The sequence below is a fragment of the Halopseudomonas sp. genome (assembly GCF_041579695.1).
Classification (GTDB): Bacteria; Pseudomonadota; Gammaproteobacteria; order Pseudomonadales; family Pseudomonadaceae; genus Halopseudomonas.
The window spans coordinates 17,472-31,815 of the sequence record NZ_JBFGFI010000031.1 but is presented as its reverse complement, the minus strand read 5'-3'; the positions used below and the strand labels follow the sequence as shown (position 1 = coordinate 31,815).

Here is a 14,344-nt window from a genome sequence, read left to right as displayed (position 1 = left end):
TGGCGAACGGCCTCGCCGAGCTTGGGGTTGTGATCGGTAAAGAAAAGGAACGGTTGCAGGCAGCCCCACTCTTCGCCCATGAACAAGAGTGGCACCATAGGGGATAGTAGAAGCAGTGCAGTTGCTGCCTTCAGAGCCCGATCATCGGCGAGTTCAGTCAATCGTTCGCCCAGTGCACGGTTACCGGTCTGGTCATGGTTCTGTAGAAACAGCACGAAGGCGCTGGTGGGCAAATGCGCACTGGGCTTGCCGCGCGCCTTGCCGTAACGATTGGGCTCGCCCTGGAAGATGAATCCTTCGCCCAGGCAGCGGGCCAGTTTGCCAGTCGGGTCATCGGCATAGTCGCTGTAATAGCTTTCCGTTTCGCCGGTCAGCAGCACGTGCAAGACGTTGTGACCGTCGTCGTTCCACTGGGCCACGAAGTGATCTTTCAACAAGCTCACGTCGTTGTCTTCGTTTTCCAGAACCAGATGGGTGTGGCGGTCAGCGGGAACGGCCTTATCGACCCGTTCGGCCAGCTCGACAAGAAAGTCCTTTTCACTGATGGCATGCACTGCGTCCAGGCGCAGGCCGTCAACCCGGTAGTCGAGCAGCCACATCAGGGCGTTTTCGCAGAAGAAATCGCGAACCTCGTGCCGGCGAAAATCGATCGATGCGCCCCAGGGGGTGGTTATGTCCTCGCGGAAGAACTCCTCGGCGTATTCTCTGAGGTAGTTGCCGTCGGGACCGAAGTGGTTGTACACCACGTCGACGAATACCATCAATTCCAGTTCATGGGCACGGTCGATCAGATGCTTCAGGTCATCCGGCGATCCATAGCTGGATTGGGGGGCAAAGGGTAATACGCCGTCGTAGCCCCAGTTGCGCTCACCGGGGAATTCGCCCAGCGGCATCAGCTCGATGGCAGTAATGCCAAGCTCTGCGAGCGCCGGCAGGTGTTGCTCAACGCCCCTGTAGCCGCCAAGCAAGCCCACGTGCAATTCGTAAAAAACCGTCTCATGCCATGGTCGGCCTTTCCAGCCCGACATCAGCCACGGATAGTCGAGATGGTCGACTACCTGGCTGTAGCCGTTGATGCCGGCTGGCTGGTGGCGGGAGGCAGGATCGGGTACTTCGGTCTGTTCGTCGATCAGATAGCGGTATCCGCTCCCCGTGGACCCTTGGACATCAAGGCGAAACCAGCCTTCCGCTTCGGCCCTCAAAGGCTCGGTAGTACTGTCTTCCCACACAAGCTTTACGCTGCGGGCGCTGGGTGCCCACAGCGAAAAACGGATTGAGCCATCTGCGCGCGCAATGGCGCCATGCCGGTAATTCAAAGCTGCCATCCATGCTCCGATCCCCGAGCTGCCGGAACCGGCGTGGCAAGGGATTCTTTGATCAGCCTGCGATAGAGCTTGTCATAGGGTTTGGCCGCGTTATGCCAGTACCGCGGCGCTAGCATCGCCTGGCAACGCATGGCATCCAGCAGCTCCGGATGACGGTACACATGTAGCGCACGCTGGATAGCGCCGGCGAAGCTGACACCGGTACCATGATCGAACAAAAAACCGGTCACGCCATCTTCGATGGTGTCCGCCAGGCCGCCTGTACGTCGTGCTATTGGCAGCGAGCCAAAGCATTGGGCGTAGCTCTGGCTGAGACCGCAGGGCTCGTACCGGGAAGGCATCAGCAGAAAGTCGCTACCAGCGAACATGCGCCGCGCGTCGGTCTCGTTGAAGCCGCGGTGAAAACCGATTTGCCCCGGATAATGGCGGGCAAGTTCGGCAAGCATTTCCTCTATCTGTTCCTCGCCTTGCCCGAGAATTGCCAGTCGGCCGCCCGCTTGTACAATGTCTTCGGCTATCTGTGGAATCAGGTCCAGGCCTTTTTGATAGACCAGTCGGGAAATAATCACGAACAGCGGTCCACCCATGGACTCCAGGCCGAATGCGTCTTCGACATAGCGGGCATTGGCCCTTTTACCGTCCCACTCATGCTGGGTGAAGCCCTGGATCAGTAGGCTGTCGCTTTCCGGATGCCAGCATTCGTCGATGCCGTTGGCGATGCCGGTAAGCTGCCCACGGCTTGCCTTTAACTTGAGTAAGCCATCCATGCCGCAACCGAACTCGGCCGTCGTGATTTCCTCGGCGTATGTTTGGCTTACAGTCGTAATATGGTCGGCATAGTTCATGCCCGCCTTGAGAAAGGACAGTTTGCCATAGAATTCCATGCCTTCTGCGCTGGCCGCCTCTTCCGGCAGGCCCAGCTCGGCCATGGATTTCAGGTCACAGATGCCCTGATAGGCCAGATTGTGGATTGTGAATATAGATGGTGTTTGCTGCCCCTGCCACGCCATGTACGCGGGTGCCAGGCCCGCGGGCCAGTCGTGTGCGTGTACCAGGTCCGGCTGCCATTCGGCGCATACTTCACCTGAAGCCAGGGCCGCTGCCGCCAGTCCGAAGCGGGCAAAACGGATATGATTGTCCGGCCAGTCCCGGCCGTGATCATCTCCATATGGTGTTCCGTCGCGATCATAGAGCTCGGGACAGAGCACCACATAAACGGTAAGCCCATCAGGTAACTGCATCCGACCTATCTGGCATGCGGGCAAGCCGGCATAACCATCCAGATTACAGATTACTTCCATCGGATAGCCGCTATTGGTTACCTGCGGATATCCCGGAATCAACACCCGTACCGAATGAAACCGCCCTAACGCACGGGGCAAGGCGGCCGATACGTCGCCAAGCCCGCCCGCCTTGACCAGATCGGCCAGTTCGGAAGTAACAAACAGAATCTTCTTGCGGTTTTTCTGCAGACTCTCAACTCGAGCGCTGCCTAACGCAGACGCGGGCTGTGCCAGCTCATTGTCTACCGCACTCGCCAAAGCTTTACCCATGCCGCCCTCCAATACAGGATGACCCTGTAGCCCCCAGTTGAAAATTACCCACAAAAAACGGTCCCCGCCCGTCGTCGAGCGCATGGATTGCTGTTCGTGAGGTCGGAACCGTCGTTGAAAATCACGTCCCTTACACTTTTCATGACCGGGGTGAAACGGAAAAGTTTCGACTATCTGAGGCGCGATTCGGGTGATAAAAACAGGTTGAACCTATTGCCGGAAGATGCCGTCAACAGAGGCGCGAAGGCACGGTGAGGTACGATATTGATGCAGCAAAAGACCGCGCCAGCGGCGCAGAATATCAAGGAAGTTCTTGACTTTTTACGGGGCAAGCAATTGTTGCTTGCTACCGCCGAGTCGTGCACCGCAGGTCTGATGGCGGGTCGTTTTGCCGATGTATCAGGCAGCGGCGCTGCGCTGGAAATCGGGTTTGTGGTTTACTCGCCCCAAGCCAAGATGGACTGCCTGGGGGTAAAGGCCGCAACCATTGATGCGTATGGGCTTGCCAGCATGGAGGTTGCGCGGGAGATGGCTCTGGGCGCCCTTCGGCGCAGTCGTGCCGATATTGTCCTGGCGAATACGGGCATGGCAGAGTCGGATGGCGAGCTTGATGGCCTCATCTGCTTTACCTGCGCTATGCGGGTGAACGGACAGCCACACGCAGTAGGTGAGAGTGTCCGTTTTGACGGATCGCGCAACGAGGTCAGGGACGCAGGGGCAATGCATGGATTGCTGAATTTGCCCCACTACTATCAACGCTTGCTGGCGGGGACTGATTGAAGGGGGAGGCGCCTTCTCACCAGAATCCAGGTGGGTGACGCTTGTCGGTAAGATAATCCAGATGAAGGTCGAAGGCTTTGCTGAAGAACGATTCCAGCTGGGTATCGATAACCATGTCATTCAGTGCGGCGGGCTTGGTTTCCTGACGGTCGGTGGAACTGTCCCGACCAAACTCCATTTCGTGCATAACAGTCTGTTTTTCTTCGTCGCCGATCAGTCGGTATACGCTTGGGCTTGCATCGTCAGGATACCGGGCGCTGAGGACCAGTTCTGCCGTTGAGTTCTCGCTGATACTCGAGCTCATCGAGACCCACAGACCCTTGGAATGCGCGTATTGAGCTGCTTCTTCAAAGAGTGGTCTGGCCTTCTCGCTGAGCTTGAGGTCCAGTCTCATCGCTGTGGGCTGATCTTTGGTCGCCGGATTTTCATCGTGCTTGCTCATCGTCTGCTTCCTCTTGTGTTTATCTGGACACTGGGAAAAAAACCGCCGCTCGTCAATGTTACCGGTCGGATAAAGCTGCTCCAGTTCAGTTCCGTGCGGGTAGCTTGGCACCCATAGCCCTGTTAAGCTCGGATTTTAATTCAGCCCGACAGGGCGCATCGATTGAGGTGAGCATGAAGCGAAATCTGCTGGCAGCCAGTATTGCATTGAGTATCTTTGCCCTGGCCGGTTGTGAGAAGGAGCCGGAATTGTCCGATCCGATTCAACAGGCCTCCTACGGCATCGGTTTGAACATGGGCGAGAGTTTGATGAACGATGGCCTGGATGATATCGATCCCGAGGCGCTTGCACTGGGCATGAAAGATGCGCTGGCCGGTGAGACCTCGCGGGTTGGCGACGAGGAGCTAACCGCAGCTTTCGAAGTACTGCAGACGCGCGCGCAGGAGCGTGCAGCCAGTCTCGGTGAGGAAGCGGCTCAGGCCAATGTGGATTTTCTCGAGGAAAACTCTCAGGTTGAAGGCGTCATCACCACCGAATCCGGTTTGCAGTACCAGGTTCTGGAAGAAGGCGAGGGTGAAGTCAGCCCCGGTCCCGATGATGTTGTTACCGTGCACTACGAGGGCCGTTTGCTGGACGGTACCGTGTTCGACAGTTCGGTTAGCCGCGGTGAACCGGTCGACCTGCCTGTCAGTGGCGTCATTCCCGGCTGGGTCGAAATCCTCCAGCTGATGAACGTGGGCGACAAGCTCAAGGTGACCATTCCAAGCGAGCTCGCGTATGGCGAAGCCAGCCCGAGCCCGGTCATACCCCCAAATTCCATTCTGGTGTTCGAGATGGAATTGTTGGACATCCAGTCCGACGAGGAATAAGCGCTCTATAGTTCTCAGTAACACTTTTGCAGCTCCCGGATACAGCCGTCTGGCCGCGTCCGGGGGCTGCAGTGTTACTCTTATGCACATTCTGCGGTAACACTCAACCCCTTGAGTCTCGTTTGCCTGCTCTCTTTTCCTTTATATATAAATCATTGATTTTTAAGACATTTAATCTTTGATCAAAAAACATTCAGTTCTCGTCCAGCCCCAGTGTTACGGGCATGCCGCGTGTTTCCCAGTTGTTGTTCACAGAGTTATCCACAGAAGTTGTGGGTAAGTTTATTGTTCGGCAACAAGTCCGAAACCGGTTAGCACGGCCCTGATGTCCTGATCGCCGTAAAGCCGCTCAAGTGTTTCGATCGCACGTGTCCCGCGATCACGGTGTTTTTGTTCCGCAACGCACTGCAGGGGAATCTCTGCCAGCGTCCAGGGGGCGATGGCAAGAAGGTGATCCGGATGCCGGGTGATGTGGTATTGCACCGCGCGTCGTCGCTCCACGGTTGCATCCAGGCGGTTGTGCTCGACCATGCGCAGGCGCGTCTCGGTGTCGCGGACGTCCAACCGCTGAAAGGTACCGTCACTAAAGGCATTGGCCAGCTCGGGTGGGTAATGCTGGTCGTGCCCGGCGCCTATCCGCATCCCTTCCATATCTTCCAGTCGGTCAGGTATCGTCCGGCCGGCACGGATAACCACAACATCGGCGTCATGGTAGAGCGGTCGGCTCCAGCGGTGCTTCTCGGGAGCACGGTGCCAGGCCGGGTTTGTGTTGCAGACAAGATCAATACGCCCCCCGCGCAGTGACTGGTCCAGGCGGTTGTTGGGCACCTCGACGAACTCTAGCTGCCAGCCCAGCCTGCTGGCCACCAGCTCACCCATGGATCGAGTGATACTGGGTCCCAATTCACCCCCCTGCATCATCACATAGGGTGCGGGATCGGTGGGCGAGAACCCCCAACGCAGGGTTTCGGCGCTGACGCGGGTTATCGCAAGGAAACAGAATGCGAGGACGAAAAAACGAGATTGCACAAATCTATCTTCCTGTTGCCTGCCAGGTGTGGCTAGGCTAATGACAACCCGTTAAGCAGAAAGGTCATTGTGTATTCGTGAAAGCAGGCTGCCCCGACGACCTGTTCGTGCCGGGCTTCAGCCGGTGATGCAAGCCGCCGGACGCGTTTCCGGCTGACCAAGTTGATGGCAGACCAGGCTGAACCCACGGGATTTCTTTGCTTCGTGCTTGGCGTGGGAGGCTTTTTCGGCGAGTTCCGCCGGGTCGGTGATGCCATGGCCCTCAGATGGCAGGTGCAAGACGCCAATCGAGAGGCTCAGCAAATCGTGTTTGCGCCATTTGCCATCGCGATCCGGCGCGCCGAAACCGCCTTCGGTCAGGTGTTCTGGGCGGTAGAAGTGGCGCGACAGATTGAGGAACCGCTGATTCAGCAGGGAGAGTCTGTCCTGCCAGTCAGCGCTGCGCAGTACCAGCATGAAGTCGTCGCCGCCGATATGCCCGACAAAATCACTCCGCGGATCGCAAACGTCCCGCAGCACCTGTGCCAGGCCGAGCAGGACCTCATCGCCCTTGCCGTAACCATATATGTCGTTGAACGGCTTGAAGCCATCCAGATCGACATAGCACAGATGTGCTTCCTGCCGGTTGGCGAGCACGCGGCCAAGACATTCGTGAATCGGCACATTGCCCGGGAGAAGGGTGAGCGGATTGGCATGTCTGGCCTGACGAATCTTCAGTTCGGTAATCTGCCGGAGTACATCTATGACCCGTCCCAGGCCCAGATAGCGTCCGTCGCTGACAATGATGAAATCCTCGTCCAGGCGTTGGCGTGCGCGGCTGGTGAGCATGCGGCTGATGCGTTGCAGGCTCTGCTGGATATCGACCACCAGGTATTCGGTTTCCATCAGATGGACTATCGACCTGCGGCTCTGTACCTCCTGCGCGAAGGGGCGCAGCATCGCCTGAGCCAGTTGATGGCCATGCACAGTGCCGATCGGCCGGTTCTGGTCATCGACGACCGCCAGGCTGTTCAGGCTCGCCTGTTGCTGGAAGCGCGCCAGAACACTTTTTACTGTATCGCTGTGACTCACGCTATCGACGGTGATCAGCAAGCTATGCAAGCCGGGCTCATCGGCCAGACGCTGATCGCCAGCGTCAAGCTTCTCCAGAATGGCCTTGTGGCAGGCCGGAGGGTGGGACTCGGGGCGCCCGAGCAGATAGCCCTGGACCCAGTCGATGCCCATGTCCTGCAGTACTTCGAGTTCTTCTGGCAGCTCGATCCCCTCGGCGATCACATGGGCTCGGGAGGCCTTGGCCATGTCCAGTATCGATCCGACAAACTCACGCTTGACGCGGTCAAGATGAATGCCATCGATGAAGTGCCGGTCGATCTTGACGAACTCCGGGTGCAGCTCTGACCACATTCGCAGACTGGAATAGCCGGCGCCGAGGTCGTCCAGGGCAATCGAGAAGCCCATGTCCCGATAGTGGTGAAGGGCACTGTAGAGCAGGCCGAAATTGTCGATCGGCGCTTGCTCGGTCAGCTCGATGACCACCCGCTCTGGCGACATCGCTACGGCTTCGAGCATCGCCAGCGTGCGTCCCGGATAATGCTGGTGTTCCAGCAGGCTTTCCGGCGAGACATTGAGAAACAGCTTGCCCGGTAGTTGCTGCTGGCTGAAGCCCTCGACCGCTTTCTGTCGGCAGAGCATTTCCAGTTCGGTTAGTCGGCCGTGTTGCCGGGCGGCCGCGAACAGGACCAGGGGGGAATGCAGGGGACTGTTTGACGGCCCTCGACTGAGCGCCTCATAGCCTACGATGCGCCGTTCCACCGTGGAAACGATGGGCTGGAACAGCACCGTGACGTGTCCGCCATCAATGACATCCAGTAACTTTTCCAGCGTACTCATTACCATCTCCGGCCAACATGATCTGGGCATGTGCGCCTGAGCGCGGCGCCATGGAGAGCATGATTGTGTGCCGGGGCTATTACAGAAAGGTTACAGCAGAGGGTATTTGTTGCGGTACGCCGGTGCTCTGCCCGCTTGATGGCAGAGCACCGGTAGGCGTCGGGGCTAGCTGGCCCGGGCCAGTTGCTGCTCGAGTTCCAGCAGGTCGATGAGGATCTTGCCAGTCTCGGTCAGGAAAGGATCATCTTCCATCTCGTCCTCGTCGACCCCACCCATCGCGGGGGTAATCTCGGCCAGCGGATCATCGCTTTCGAGCTCGGCCAGAGGCTTCTCGCCGCGTGCTGTGCGCCGCTTGTTCTCGAGTAACAGCAAGCTCTCGTCGAATGCTTCCTGCTGCTCCCGGCGCTTGGCCTCGTTGAGCGGCAGATATTTGCGTTCCTCGATCGTGCGGTTCAGATCCAGTCTGGCCAGGGTATAGGCGAACTCCGGATCAATTGCGGCTCTGAGTTTATGGCGCGTGGCGAGCTGTTCGATGAAGGGAGCCAGGCTCCCGTTGGCGTCATATCTGGCCGGTGGAATCGTGTCCCAGGGCAGGGCGCCTGGCAGATTGCTCTCGCCGATATCTGTGGATTCCAGCAGCGACGGATAGTTGATATCAGGCACTACGCCGCGGTGCTGGGTGCTCTGTCCTGATACGCGATAAAACTTGGCCAGGGTCAGCTTCAACTCGCCGTGGTTGAGCGGCTGAATTGTCTGCACGGTACCCTTGCCGAAAGTGGGCTCACCGATCACCAGGGCGCGACCATAATCCTGCATTGCGCCGGCAAATATCTCCGAAGCCGATGCCGACAGGCGATTGACCAATACTGCCATCGGGCCGGTGTAGGTTACGCCGGTCTCGGGATCGTCCAGCACCTGGACCTCACCGCGGGTATCGCGAACCAGGACCGTAGGGCCCTGGTCAATGAACAGTCCGGTCAGCTCGGTCGCTTCCTGGAGTGAGCCCCCGCCATTATTGCGCAGATCCAGCACTATACCGTCGACCTGCTTTTCCTGTAGCTCGGACAGCAGACGGCGGACGTCGCGCGTGGTGCTTTTGTAATCCTCGTCTCCACGGCGGTAGGCCTTGAAGTCGATATAGAAGTTGGGCACCTCGATAACGCCGATGCGTTGCGCATCCTGACCGTCGCCGAACTCGAGGACCTTGGATTTTGCAGCCTGATCCTCAAGCTTGATTTCTTCGCGCACCAGCGCGACCGTGCGGGTCGAGAGATCGGTCGGCGGGTTGCTGGCGGGAATCACTTCCAGGCGCACGTCTGATCCCTTGGGTCCGCGGATGAGTTTCACCACTTCGCCCAGGCGCCAGCCAACGACGTCAATCATCTCGCCATCGCCCTGTGCGACACCGATGATACGGTCGGCCGGGGCCAGCTGCTGGCTCTTGGCGGCCGGCCCCGCCGGCACCAGACGGGTGATCTTGGTATATTCCTCGTCGCTTTGCAGTACGGCACCGATACCCTGTAGCGAGAGACTCATATTGATGTCGAAGTTTTCCGCTACCTCTGGTGACATATATTGCGTGTGCGGGTCATAAACCTGGGTAAACGCGTTCAGATAGCCCTGGAATATATCCTCGCTGGAGGTCTGCGTGAGTCTCAGTTGCTGGCCCTTGTAACGTTTGCCGAGCATCTCCTGGATAGTCTCCAGGTCGCGCCCGGCCAGTTTCATCCGCAGCACCTCATCCTTGATCTGCTTGCGCCAGAGTGCGACCAGGGCTGCATCGTCAGTGGGCCACTCGGCTTCCTCGCGATCGATGAGAATGCTTTGCTCGGAAGCGAAATCCAGGCTCGCAAGCTCGTCGATCAAGCCCTGCGCATAGGTCAGGCGCTGATCCAGACGATCCATCTGGCGTTTGTACATGGCAAAACCGACACTCAGATCGCCGGCCGGCAGGAAGTCATCCAGGCTGTGCCGATACTTTTCGAAAACGGCCACGTCGGCGGCAGTGAACAAGCTGCGCTGAGGGTCGAGCAACTTCACATAGTTGTCGAATATTTCGCTGGAAAGCTCGTCGTCGAGGCTGAGCTTGTTGTAATGCTGGAGTCTGAGCAGCTCTACGGTCTGCAGGCTGGCAATCATCTGCTCGCGGGTTGGCTGCAGGCTGTCCAGATCAAGGGAGGCGGGGTGCTCTGCTGCCAGGGCAGCGAAGCCTGTGGCTAGCAGCGCAACGAAACAGGTGTTTCGCAGGAAGTTTAGTCGTTTCATCAAGAGTGATCGCATCCTGGGGAGGAGATTGAGCAATTGCAAGTTTAGGCCCGATGGGTGAACCTTGGTTCCCATCTTTATTAAGCTGATACTTCAATATGGAGACACTATGAGTGGATTTCAAGCCGAGGGCGGCACCTTGAAATGGTGTGACCAGCCTGCTACGGAACTTACGATAGGGCAGGTCAGGGTAGCGATCAAGGCCGCCGGTCTGAACCGAGCGGATTTGTTACAAAAAGCGGGTATGTACCCGCCACCTCCTGGCGTGACACCGGTACTGGGGCTGGAATGTGCAGGCGAAGTGATAGAGGTCAGCGGCTCCAGCCGGTGGCAGAAAGGCGATCGTGTGTGCGCGCTGCTTTCCGGGGGTGGTATGGCCGAGGAAGTCATCGTCGACGGGCGCCATCTGCTTCCCGTGCCGGAGGGTATGAGCTGGGCTGAGGCTGCAGCGATTCCGGAGGTATTCAGTACTGCTTGGCTCAACGTATTCGAGCTGGGCGCTGCCCAGCCTGGTGAAAAGGTATTGATCCATGCTGGCGCCAGTGGCGTTGGCACGGCCGCCGTGCAGTTGTGCAAGGCATTCGGTAATCCCTGCTGGGTGACGCTGGGCAGTGAGGAAAAGCTGCAGGCCTGCATCAAGCTGGGGGCGTCCGGTGGCGCGTTGCGGCAGAATGGTATTGCTTCCCTGCAGTCCGAAGGCCCCTTTCAGGTGGCGCTGGACCCGGTAGGAGCTAGCTACGCCAGCGATCACCTGGATCTGCTCGGAGTCGATGCACGCTGGGTGCTGATTGGGTTGATGGGTGGCCGCGAGGCCAAGCTCGATCTGGCGAAGATGCTGATCAAGCGCATCACCCTGGTCGGCTCGACATTGCGCACGCGCGACACGGATTTCAAGGCGGGTCTCATCAGCCGCATGGAAGAGAAGCTCTGGCCTCTGTTTGCTGCCGGCACGCTGAAGCCGATGGTGGCGAAGACCTATGACTTTGCCCAGGCAGAAGATGCCTTCGCGGAATTGGCAGCCGACCGGATCGTCGGCAAGGTGATACTGGTCAGGGAATAGAAGGCTGACGCCCGACCCGCGCTGCTGGACAGCCCGGGTCGGGCGTTGGGGCAGTGTCAGATCAGTTTTGCCGTGTTGTAGAACTGCGTCAGTACCTGGATCAGATACTCGGCATCACGGCTACCGGCCATTTCCCGGATTGAATGCATCGCGAATGTCGGCACGCCGATATCCACGGTCCGCACGCCCAGACGGCTGGCAGTGATTGGTCCGATGGTACTGCCACAACCCATATCGCTGCGCACCACGAAGCTCTGCACCGGGACTGCCGCCCGGGCGCAGAGTTCACGGAAGAATGACGACGTTTCGCTGTTGCTGGCATAGCGCTGACTACTGTTTATCTTGATCACCGGTCCGCCATTCAGCCGCGGGCCGTGATTGCCATCATGCCGGTCGGCAAAATTGGGGTGCACTGCATGGGCGTTGTCTGCCGAGATCAGCAGAGAATGCTGGATGCAACGAATGCGCTGGCTTTCATCGGGCATGATGCGCTTGAGCACGTCTTCCAGAAATGGACCGTCTGCACCACAGGTCGAGCTCGATCCGACTTCTTCGTGGTCGGTACAGACCAGTATGCATGGTTGTGTTGCGTCGCTGGCCAGTAGTGCGGCCATCCCGGCATGGCATGAGAGCAGGTTGTCCAGGCGCGCCGAGCTGAAGAAATCGCCCTTCAGACCCAGCGTGCTGGGTGGCTGGGTATCGTAAAAGCTCAGTTCGTAATCCAGCACCTGCTCCACGCCGCCTTCTTCATGCTCCTCTTCCAGCTGGATACGCAACAGCTGTCGCAGGTCATGGGCCGGTTCCAGGCTATGGGCCAGAACCGGGGGGATGTCGGTCTGCGCATTGATCGAGAAATTGTCATTGACGCCGCGGTTGAGGTGAATCGCCAGGCTCGGAATGGTAGCTATCGGCCTGCGGAAGTTCACTAGCCGGCTCTGCAGCTCGCCACTGGTGGAGCGGAATGTGACGCGTCCGGCCAGAGACAGGTCGCGGTCGAACCAGGGCGCCAGCAACACACCGCCGTAAACCTCTACGCCCAGTTGCCATAGACCCTGCTGGTTCAGTTCGGGCTGGGGCTTGACCCTCAGGCAGGGGCTGTCGGTATGCGCGCCGACCAGTCTTAATCCTTTTTCCAGATTGCCCAGGGTGAACGCAATCAGGGACGAGTCGTTGCGGGTTACCAAATAGCGGCCATCGGGGCGCAATTGCCATTCGCAGCGCTCATCCAGTTGCTCGAAGCCCGCCGCAAGCAGTCTGGCCACCATATTTCGGGTGGCATGAAAGGGGGTTGGTGAGGCCTGAATGAAATCGGCAAGCTGCTGATTAGTGGCGCTATGGGTCATGCGTATGCTCCTTGGCAACGATCGGATCAGAACGGTGCCGGACTGTCGAAAGTCATTCTTTCACCACTCACCGGATGGCTGATGGCCAACCGGGCGGCGTGTAGCGCCAGCCGCGGACACGCGGCCAGAGCGGATGGATGGGCGTACAGCTGGTCGCCGAGCAACGGATGACCGATCGACAGCATGTGTACTCGTAATTGATGTGAGCGACCGGTTATCGGCGTCAGCTCAACGCGGCAAAAGTCGTCGTGGCGGCTGACCACTTGCCAGAAGGTCTGCGCGTGCTTGCCCAATTCATGATCGACCACATGCCGTGGTTTGGTAGGTGGATCATAGCGCAGCGGCAAATCGATGTGGCCAGCGTCAGCTTCGGGTTGGCCCCAGCATAGCGCGACGTACATCTTCTCGGTTTCGCGGTCGTGAAACTGGCGGGACAGTTCGCGATGACTGTCGGCATTGCGACCCAGCACCAATAGGCCGGAAGTCTCCCAGTCCAGGCGGTGCACGATGCGCGCTTCCGGGTAACCGTTGACCTGCAGCCGGGTGATCAGGCAGTCCTTGTTGTCTTCGGCCCGCCCGGGCACCGACAGCAGCATCGAGGGTTTGCAGACAATCAGAAAGGCCGGATCCTCATGCAGGATCCTGATGTCGGTCAGGGGCATCGAATTACCAGTCTGTGCCAGGGCGCCTCCGCGGAGGCGCGATGTGGCAGGATCAAAGGCGCTCGGGCAGGGTGATATTCAGTTCCAGAATCGAGCAGTCATCCTGGTTCTCGAGCGCGACATGTACCTGTTCGCGGTCGATCTTCACGTATTTGCTGATCACGTCGATGATTTCCTGCTGCAGCTGCGGCAGGTAGTCGGGCTGGGTTCGCTGCCCGCGCTCGTGGGCGACAATGATCTGCAATCGTTCTTTGGCCATCGAAGCCGTGGTGGTCGGCTTCTTGCGGTCACGGAAATAATCAAAAATGCTCATCAGCGACCTCCGAACAGGCGCTGCAGAAGGCCTTTCTTTTCCGCTTCCAGGAAACGGTGTGGGACGTCTTCGCCAAGCAGGCGGGAAACCGCATCGCTGTAAGCCTGGCCGGCATCGCTGGTGTCGTCCATGATCACCGGCACACCCTGGTTGGACGCTTTCAGTACCGCCTGGGATTCCGGGATGACGCCCAGCAGGGGAATTGAAAGGATGTCCTCGACGTCAGTCACCGAAAGCATCTCGCCATTGGCAACGCGGGTCGGATTGTAGCGGGTCAGCAGCAGATGCTCGCGAATCTTCTCGCCTTTCTCGGCGTGCCGGGACTTGCTCGCAAGCAGGCCCAGCATGCGGTCGGAGTCACGCACGGAGGAGACTTCCGGATTGGTGACCACCACGGCTTCATCGGCAAAGTACATGGCCAGGTGAGCGCCTTTCTCGATACCGGCCGGCGAATCGCAGACGATGTAGTCGAATGTTTCTTTCAGTTCGTTGAGTACGCGCTCGACGCCGTCTTCGGTCAGGGCGTCCTTGTCGCGGGTCTGCGAGGCGGGGAGGATGAACAGTTTGTCGCAGCGCTTGTCCTTGATCAGGGTCTGGTTGAGATTGGAGTCGCCATTGATAACGTTGACGAAGTCATAGACCACCCGGCGTTCGCAACCCATGATCAGGTCGAGGTTACGCAGGCCGACGTCGAAGTCGACGATAACGGTCTTGAATCCGCGCAGGGCGAGCCCGGTACCGATGGCTGCGCTGGTAGTTGTCTTGCCTACTCCGCCCTTGCCTGAGGTGACGACAATAATCTTAGCCAAAGTG

13 protein-coding genes are annotated in these 14,344 nt (G+C 58.6%); 3 read left to right on the top strand and 10 right to left on the bottom strand.

Annotation, left to right across the window (positions count from 1 at the left end; genetic code table 11):
- Both treZ and glgA read right to left on the bottom strand, forming a co-directional pair.
- On the bottom strand, positions 1-1,325 hold a 1,325-nt coding region (gene treZ / locus ABYA88_RS08560; RefSeq protein WP_373186678.1), incomplete at its 3' end, for a malto-oligosyltrehalose trehalohydrolase.
- Positions 1,313-2,878 carry a glycogen synthase GlgA gene (gene glgA, locus ABYA88_RS08555; protein ID WP_373186677.1) on the bottom strand — a complete coding sequence of 522 codons (1,566 nt, stop codon included), beginning with the start codon at positions 2,876-2,878 and terminating at the stop codon, positions 1,313-1,315. The genes glgA and treZ, both read right to left, overlap by 13 nt.
- A 267-nt stretch (positions 2,879-3,145) precedes the next feature.
- Here glgA and ABYA88_RS08550 point away from each other — a divergent pair, with 267 nt between their 5' ends.
- A complete protein-coding gene (locus tag ABYA88_RS08550; protein WP_373186676.1) occupies positions 3,146-3,658 on the top strand; it encodes a CinA family protein in 513 nt (170 codons plus the stop codon).
- Between the two features lie 16 nt (positions 3,659-3,674).
- Here the strand turns inward: ABYA88_RS08550 and ABYA88_RS08545 are convergent, their stop codons facing one another.
- Positions 3,675-4,100 (bottom strand): hypothetical protein, encoded by a 426-nt coding sequence (locus tag ABYA88_RS08545; RefSeq protein WP_373186674.1) that lies wholly within the window; start codon positions 4,098-4,100, stop codon positions 3,675-3,677.
- Between the two features lie 173 nt (positions 4,101-4,273).
- On the opposite strand from ABYA88_RS08545, the gene ABYA88_RS08540 reads away from it, so the two are divergent.
- Positions 4,274-4,969, top strand: a complete 696-nt coding sequence (locus tag ABYA88_RS08540) for an FKBP-type peptidyl-prolyl cis-trans isomerase (protein WP_373186672.1) — start codon at positions 4,274-4,276, stop codon at positions 4,967-4,969.
- A 282-nt stretch (positions 4,970-5,251) separates the two neighbouring features.
- On the opposite strand, the gene ABYA88_RS08535 is transcribed toward ABYA88_RS08540, so the two are convergent.
- From ABYA88_RS08535 to ABYA88_RS08525, 3 genes are all read right to left on the bottom strand, one after another.
- Positions 5,252-5,998, bottom strand: a complete 747-nt coding sequence (locus ABYA88_RS08535) for a substrate-binding periplasmic protein (RefSeq protein ID WP_373186670.1) — start codon at positions 5,996-5,998, stop codon at positions 5,252-5,254.
- A gap of 117 nt (positions 5,999-6,115) precedes the next feature.
- Positions 6,116-7,888, bottom strand: a complete 1,773-nt coding sequence (locus ABYA88_RS08530; RefSeq protein WP_373186668.1) for an EAL domain-containing protein — start codon at positions 7,886-7,888, stop codon at positions 6,116-6,118.
- A 165-nt stretch (positions 7,889-8,053) separates the two neighbouring features.
- The gene (locus tag ABYA88_RS08525; protein ID WP_373186667.1) at positions 8,054-10,153 is read right to left on the bottom strand and encodes a carboxy terminal-processing peptidase; all 2,100 of its coding nucleotides are present in this window, start codon (positions 10,151-10,153) and stop codon (positions 8,054-8,056) included.
- 109 nt (positions 10,154-10,262) lie between these two features.
- Here ABYA88_RS08525 and ABYA88_RS08520 point away from each other — a divergent pair, with 109 nt between their 5' ends.
- Entirely contained in the window at positions 10,263-11,213 is a 951-nt protein-coding gene (locus tag ABYA88_RS08520; protein WP_373186665.1) for an NAD(P)H-quinone oxidoreductase, read from the top strand.
- A 56-nt stretch (positions 11,214-11,269) separates the two neighbouring features.
- Here ABYA88_RS08520 and ABYA88_RS08515 read toward each other — a convergent pair whose 3' ends face one another.
- The 4 genes from ABYA88_RS08515 to minD are packed head-to-tail and all read right to left on the bottom strand — an operon-like array spanning position 11,270 to position 14,340.
- The gene (locus ABYA88_RS08515) at positions 11,270-12,556 is read right to left on the bottom strand and encodes a M18 family aminopeptidase (protein ID WP_373186664.1); all 1,287 of its coding nucleotides are present in this window, start codon (positions 12,554-12,556) and stop codon (positions 11,270-11,272) included.
- A gap of 26 nt (positions 12,557-12,582) precedes the next feature.
- A complete protein-coding gene (locus ABYA88_RS08510) occupies positions 12,583-13,218 on the bottom strand; it encodes an RluA family pseudouridine synthase (protein ID WP_373186662.1) in 636 nt (211 codons plus the stop codon).
- Between the two features lie 52 nt (positions 13,219-13,270).
- Positions 13,271-13,531, bottom strand: a complete 261-nt coding sequence (gene minE / locus ABYA88_RS08505) for a cell division topological specificity factor MinE (protein WP_339847378.1) — start codon at positions 13,529-13,531, stop codon at positions 13,271-13,273.
- Positions 13,531-14,340, bottom strand: a complete 810-nt coding sequence (gene minD / locus ABYA88_RS08500; RefSeq protein ID WP_373186660.1) for a septum site-determining protein MinD — start codon at positions 14,338-14,340, stop codon at positions 13,531-13,533. Before minD ends, minE begins: the two co-directional genes overlap by 1 nt.
- Between the last annotated feature and the right edge of the window lie 4 nt (positions 14,341-14,344).

Coding starts and splice junctions, on each gene's coding strand:
- ABYA88_RS08545 (WP_373186674.1), bottom strand. CDS start 4,100: ATGAGCAAGCACGATGAAAATCCGGCGACCAAAGATCAGCCCACAGCG.
- ABYA88_RS08525 (WP_373186667.1), bottom strand. CDS start 10,153: ATGAAACGACTAAACTTCCTGCGAAACACCTGTTTCGTTGCGCTGCTA.
- ABYA88_RS08530 (WP_373186668.1), bottom strand. CDS start 7,888: ATGAGTACGCTGGAAAAGTTACTGGATGTCATTGATGGCGGACACGTC.
- ABYA88_RS08510 (WP_373186662.1), bottom strand. CDS start 13,218: ATGCCCCTGACCGACATCAGGATCCTGCATGAGGATCCGGCCTTTCTG.
- ABYA88_RS08540 (WP_373186672.1), top strand. CDS start 4,274: ATGAAGCGAAATCTGCTGGCAGCCAGTATTGCATTGAGTATCTTTGCC.
- ABYA88_RS08515 (WP_373186664.1), bottom strand. CDS start 12,556: ATGACCCATAGCGCCACTAATCAGCAGCTTGCCGATTTCATTCAGGCC.
- ABYA88_RS08550 (WP_373186676.1), top strand. CDS start 3,146: ATGCAGCAAAAGACCGCGCCAGCGGCGCAGAATATCAAGGAAGTTCTT.
- minE (WP_339847378.1), bottom strand. CDS start 13,531: ATGAGCATTTTTGATTATTTCCGTGACCGCAAGAAGCCGACCACCACG.
- ABYA88_RS08520 (WP_373186665.1), top strand. CDS start 10,263: ATGAGTGGATTTCAAGCCGAGGGCGGCACCTTGAAATGGTGTGACCAG.
- glgA (WP_373186677.1), bottom strand. CDS start 2,878: ATGGGTAAAGCTTTGGCGAGTGCGGTAGACAATGAGCTGGCACAGCCC.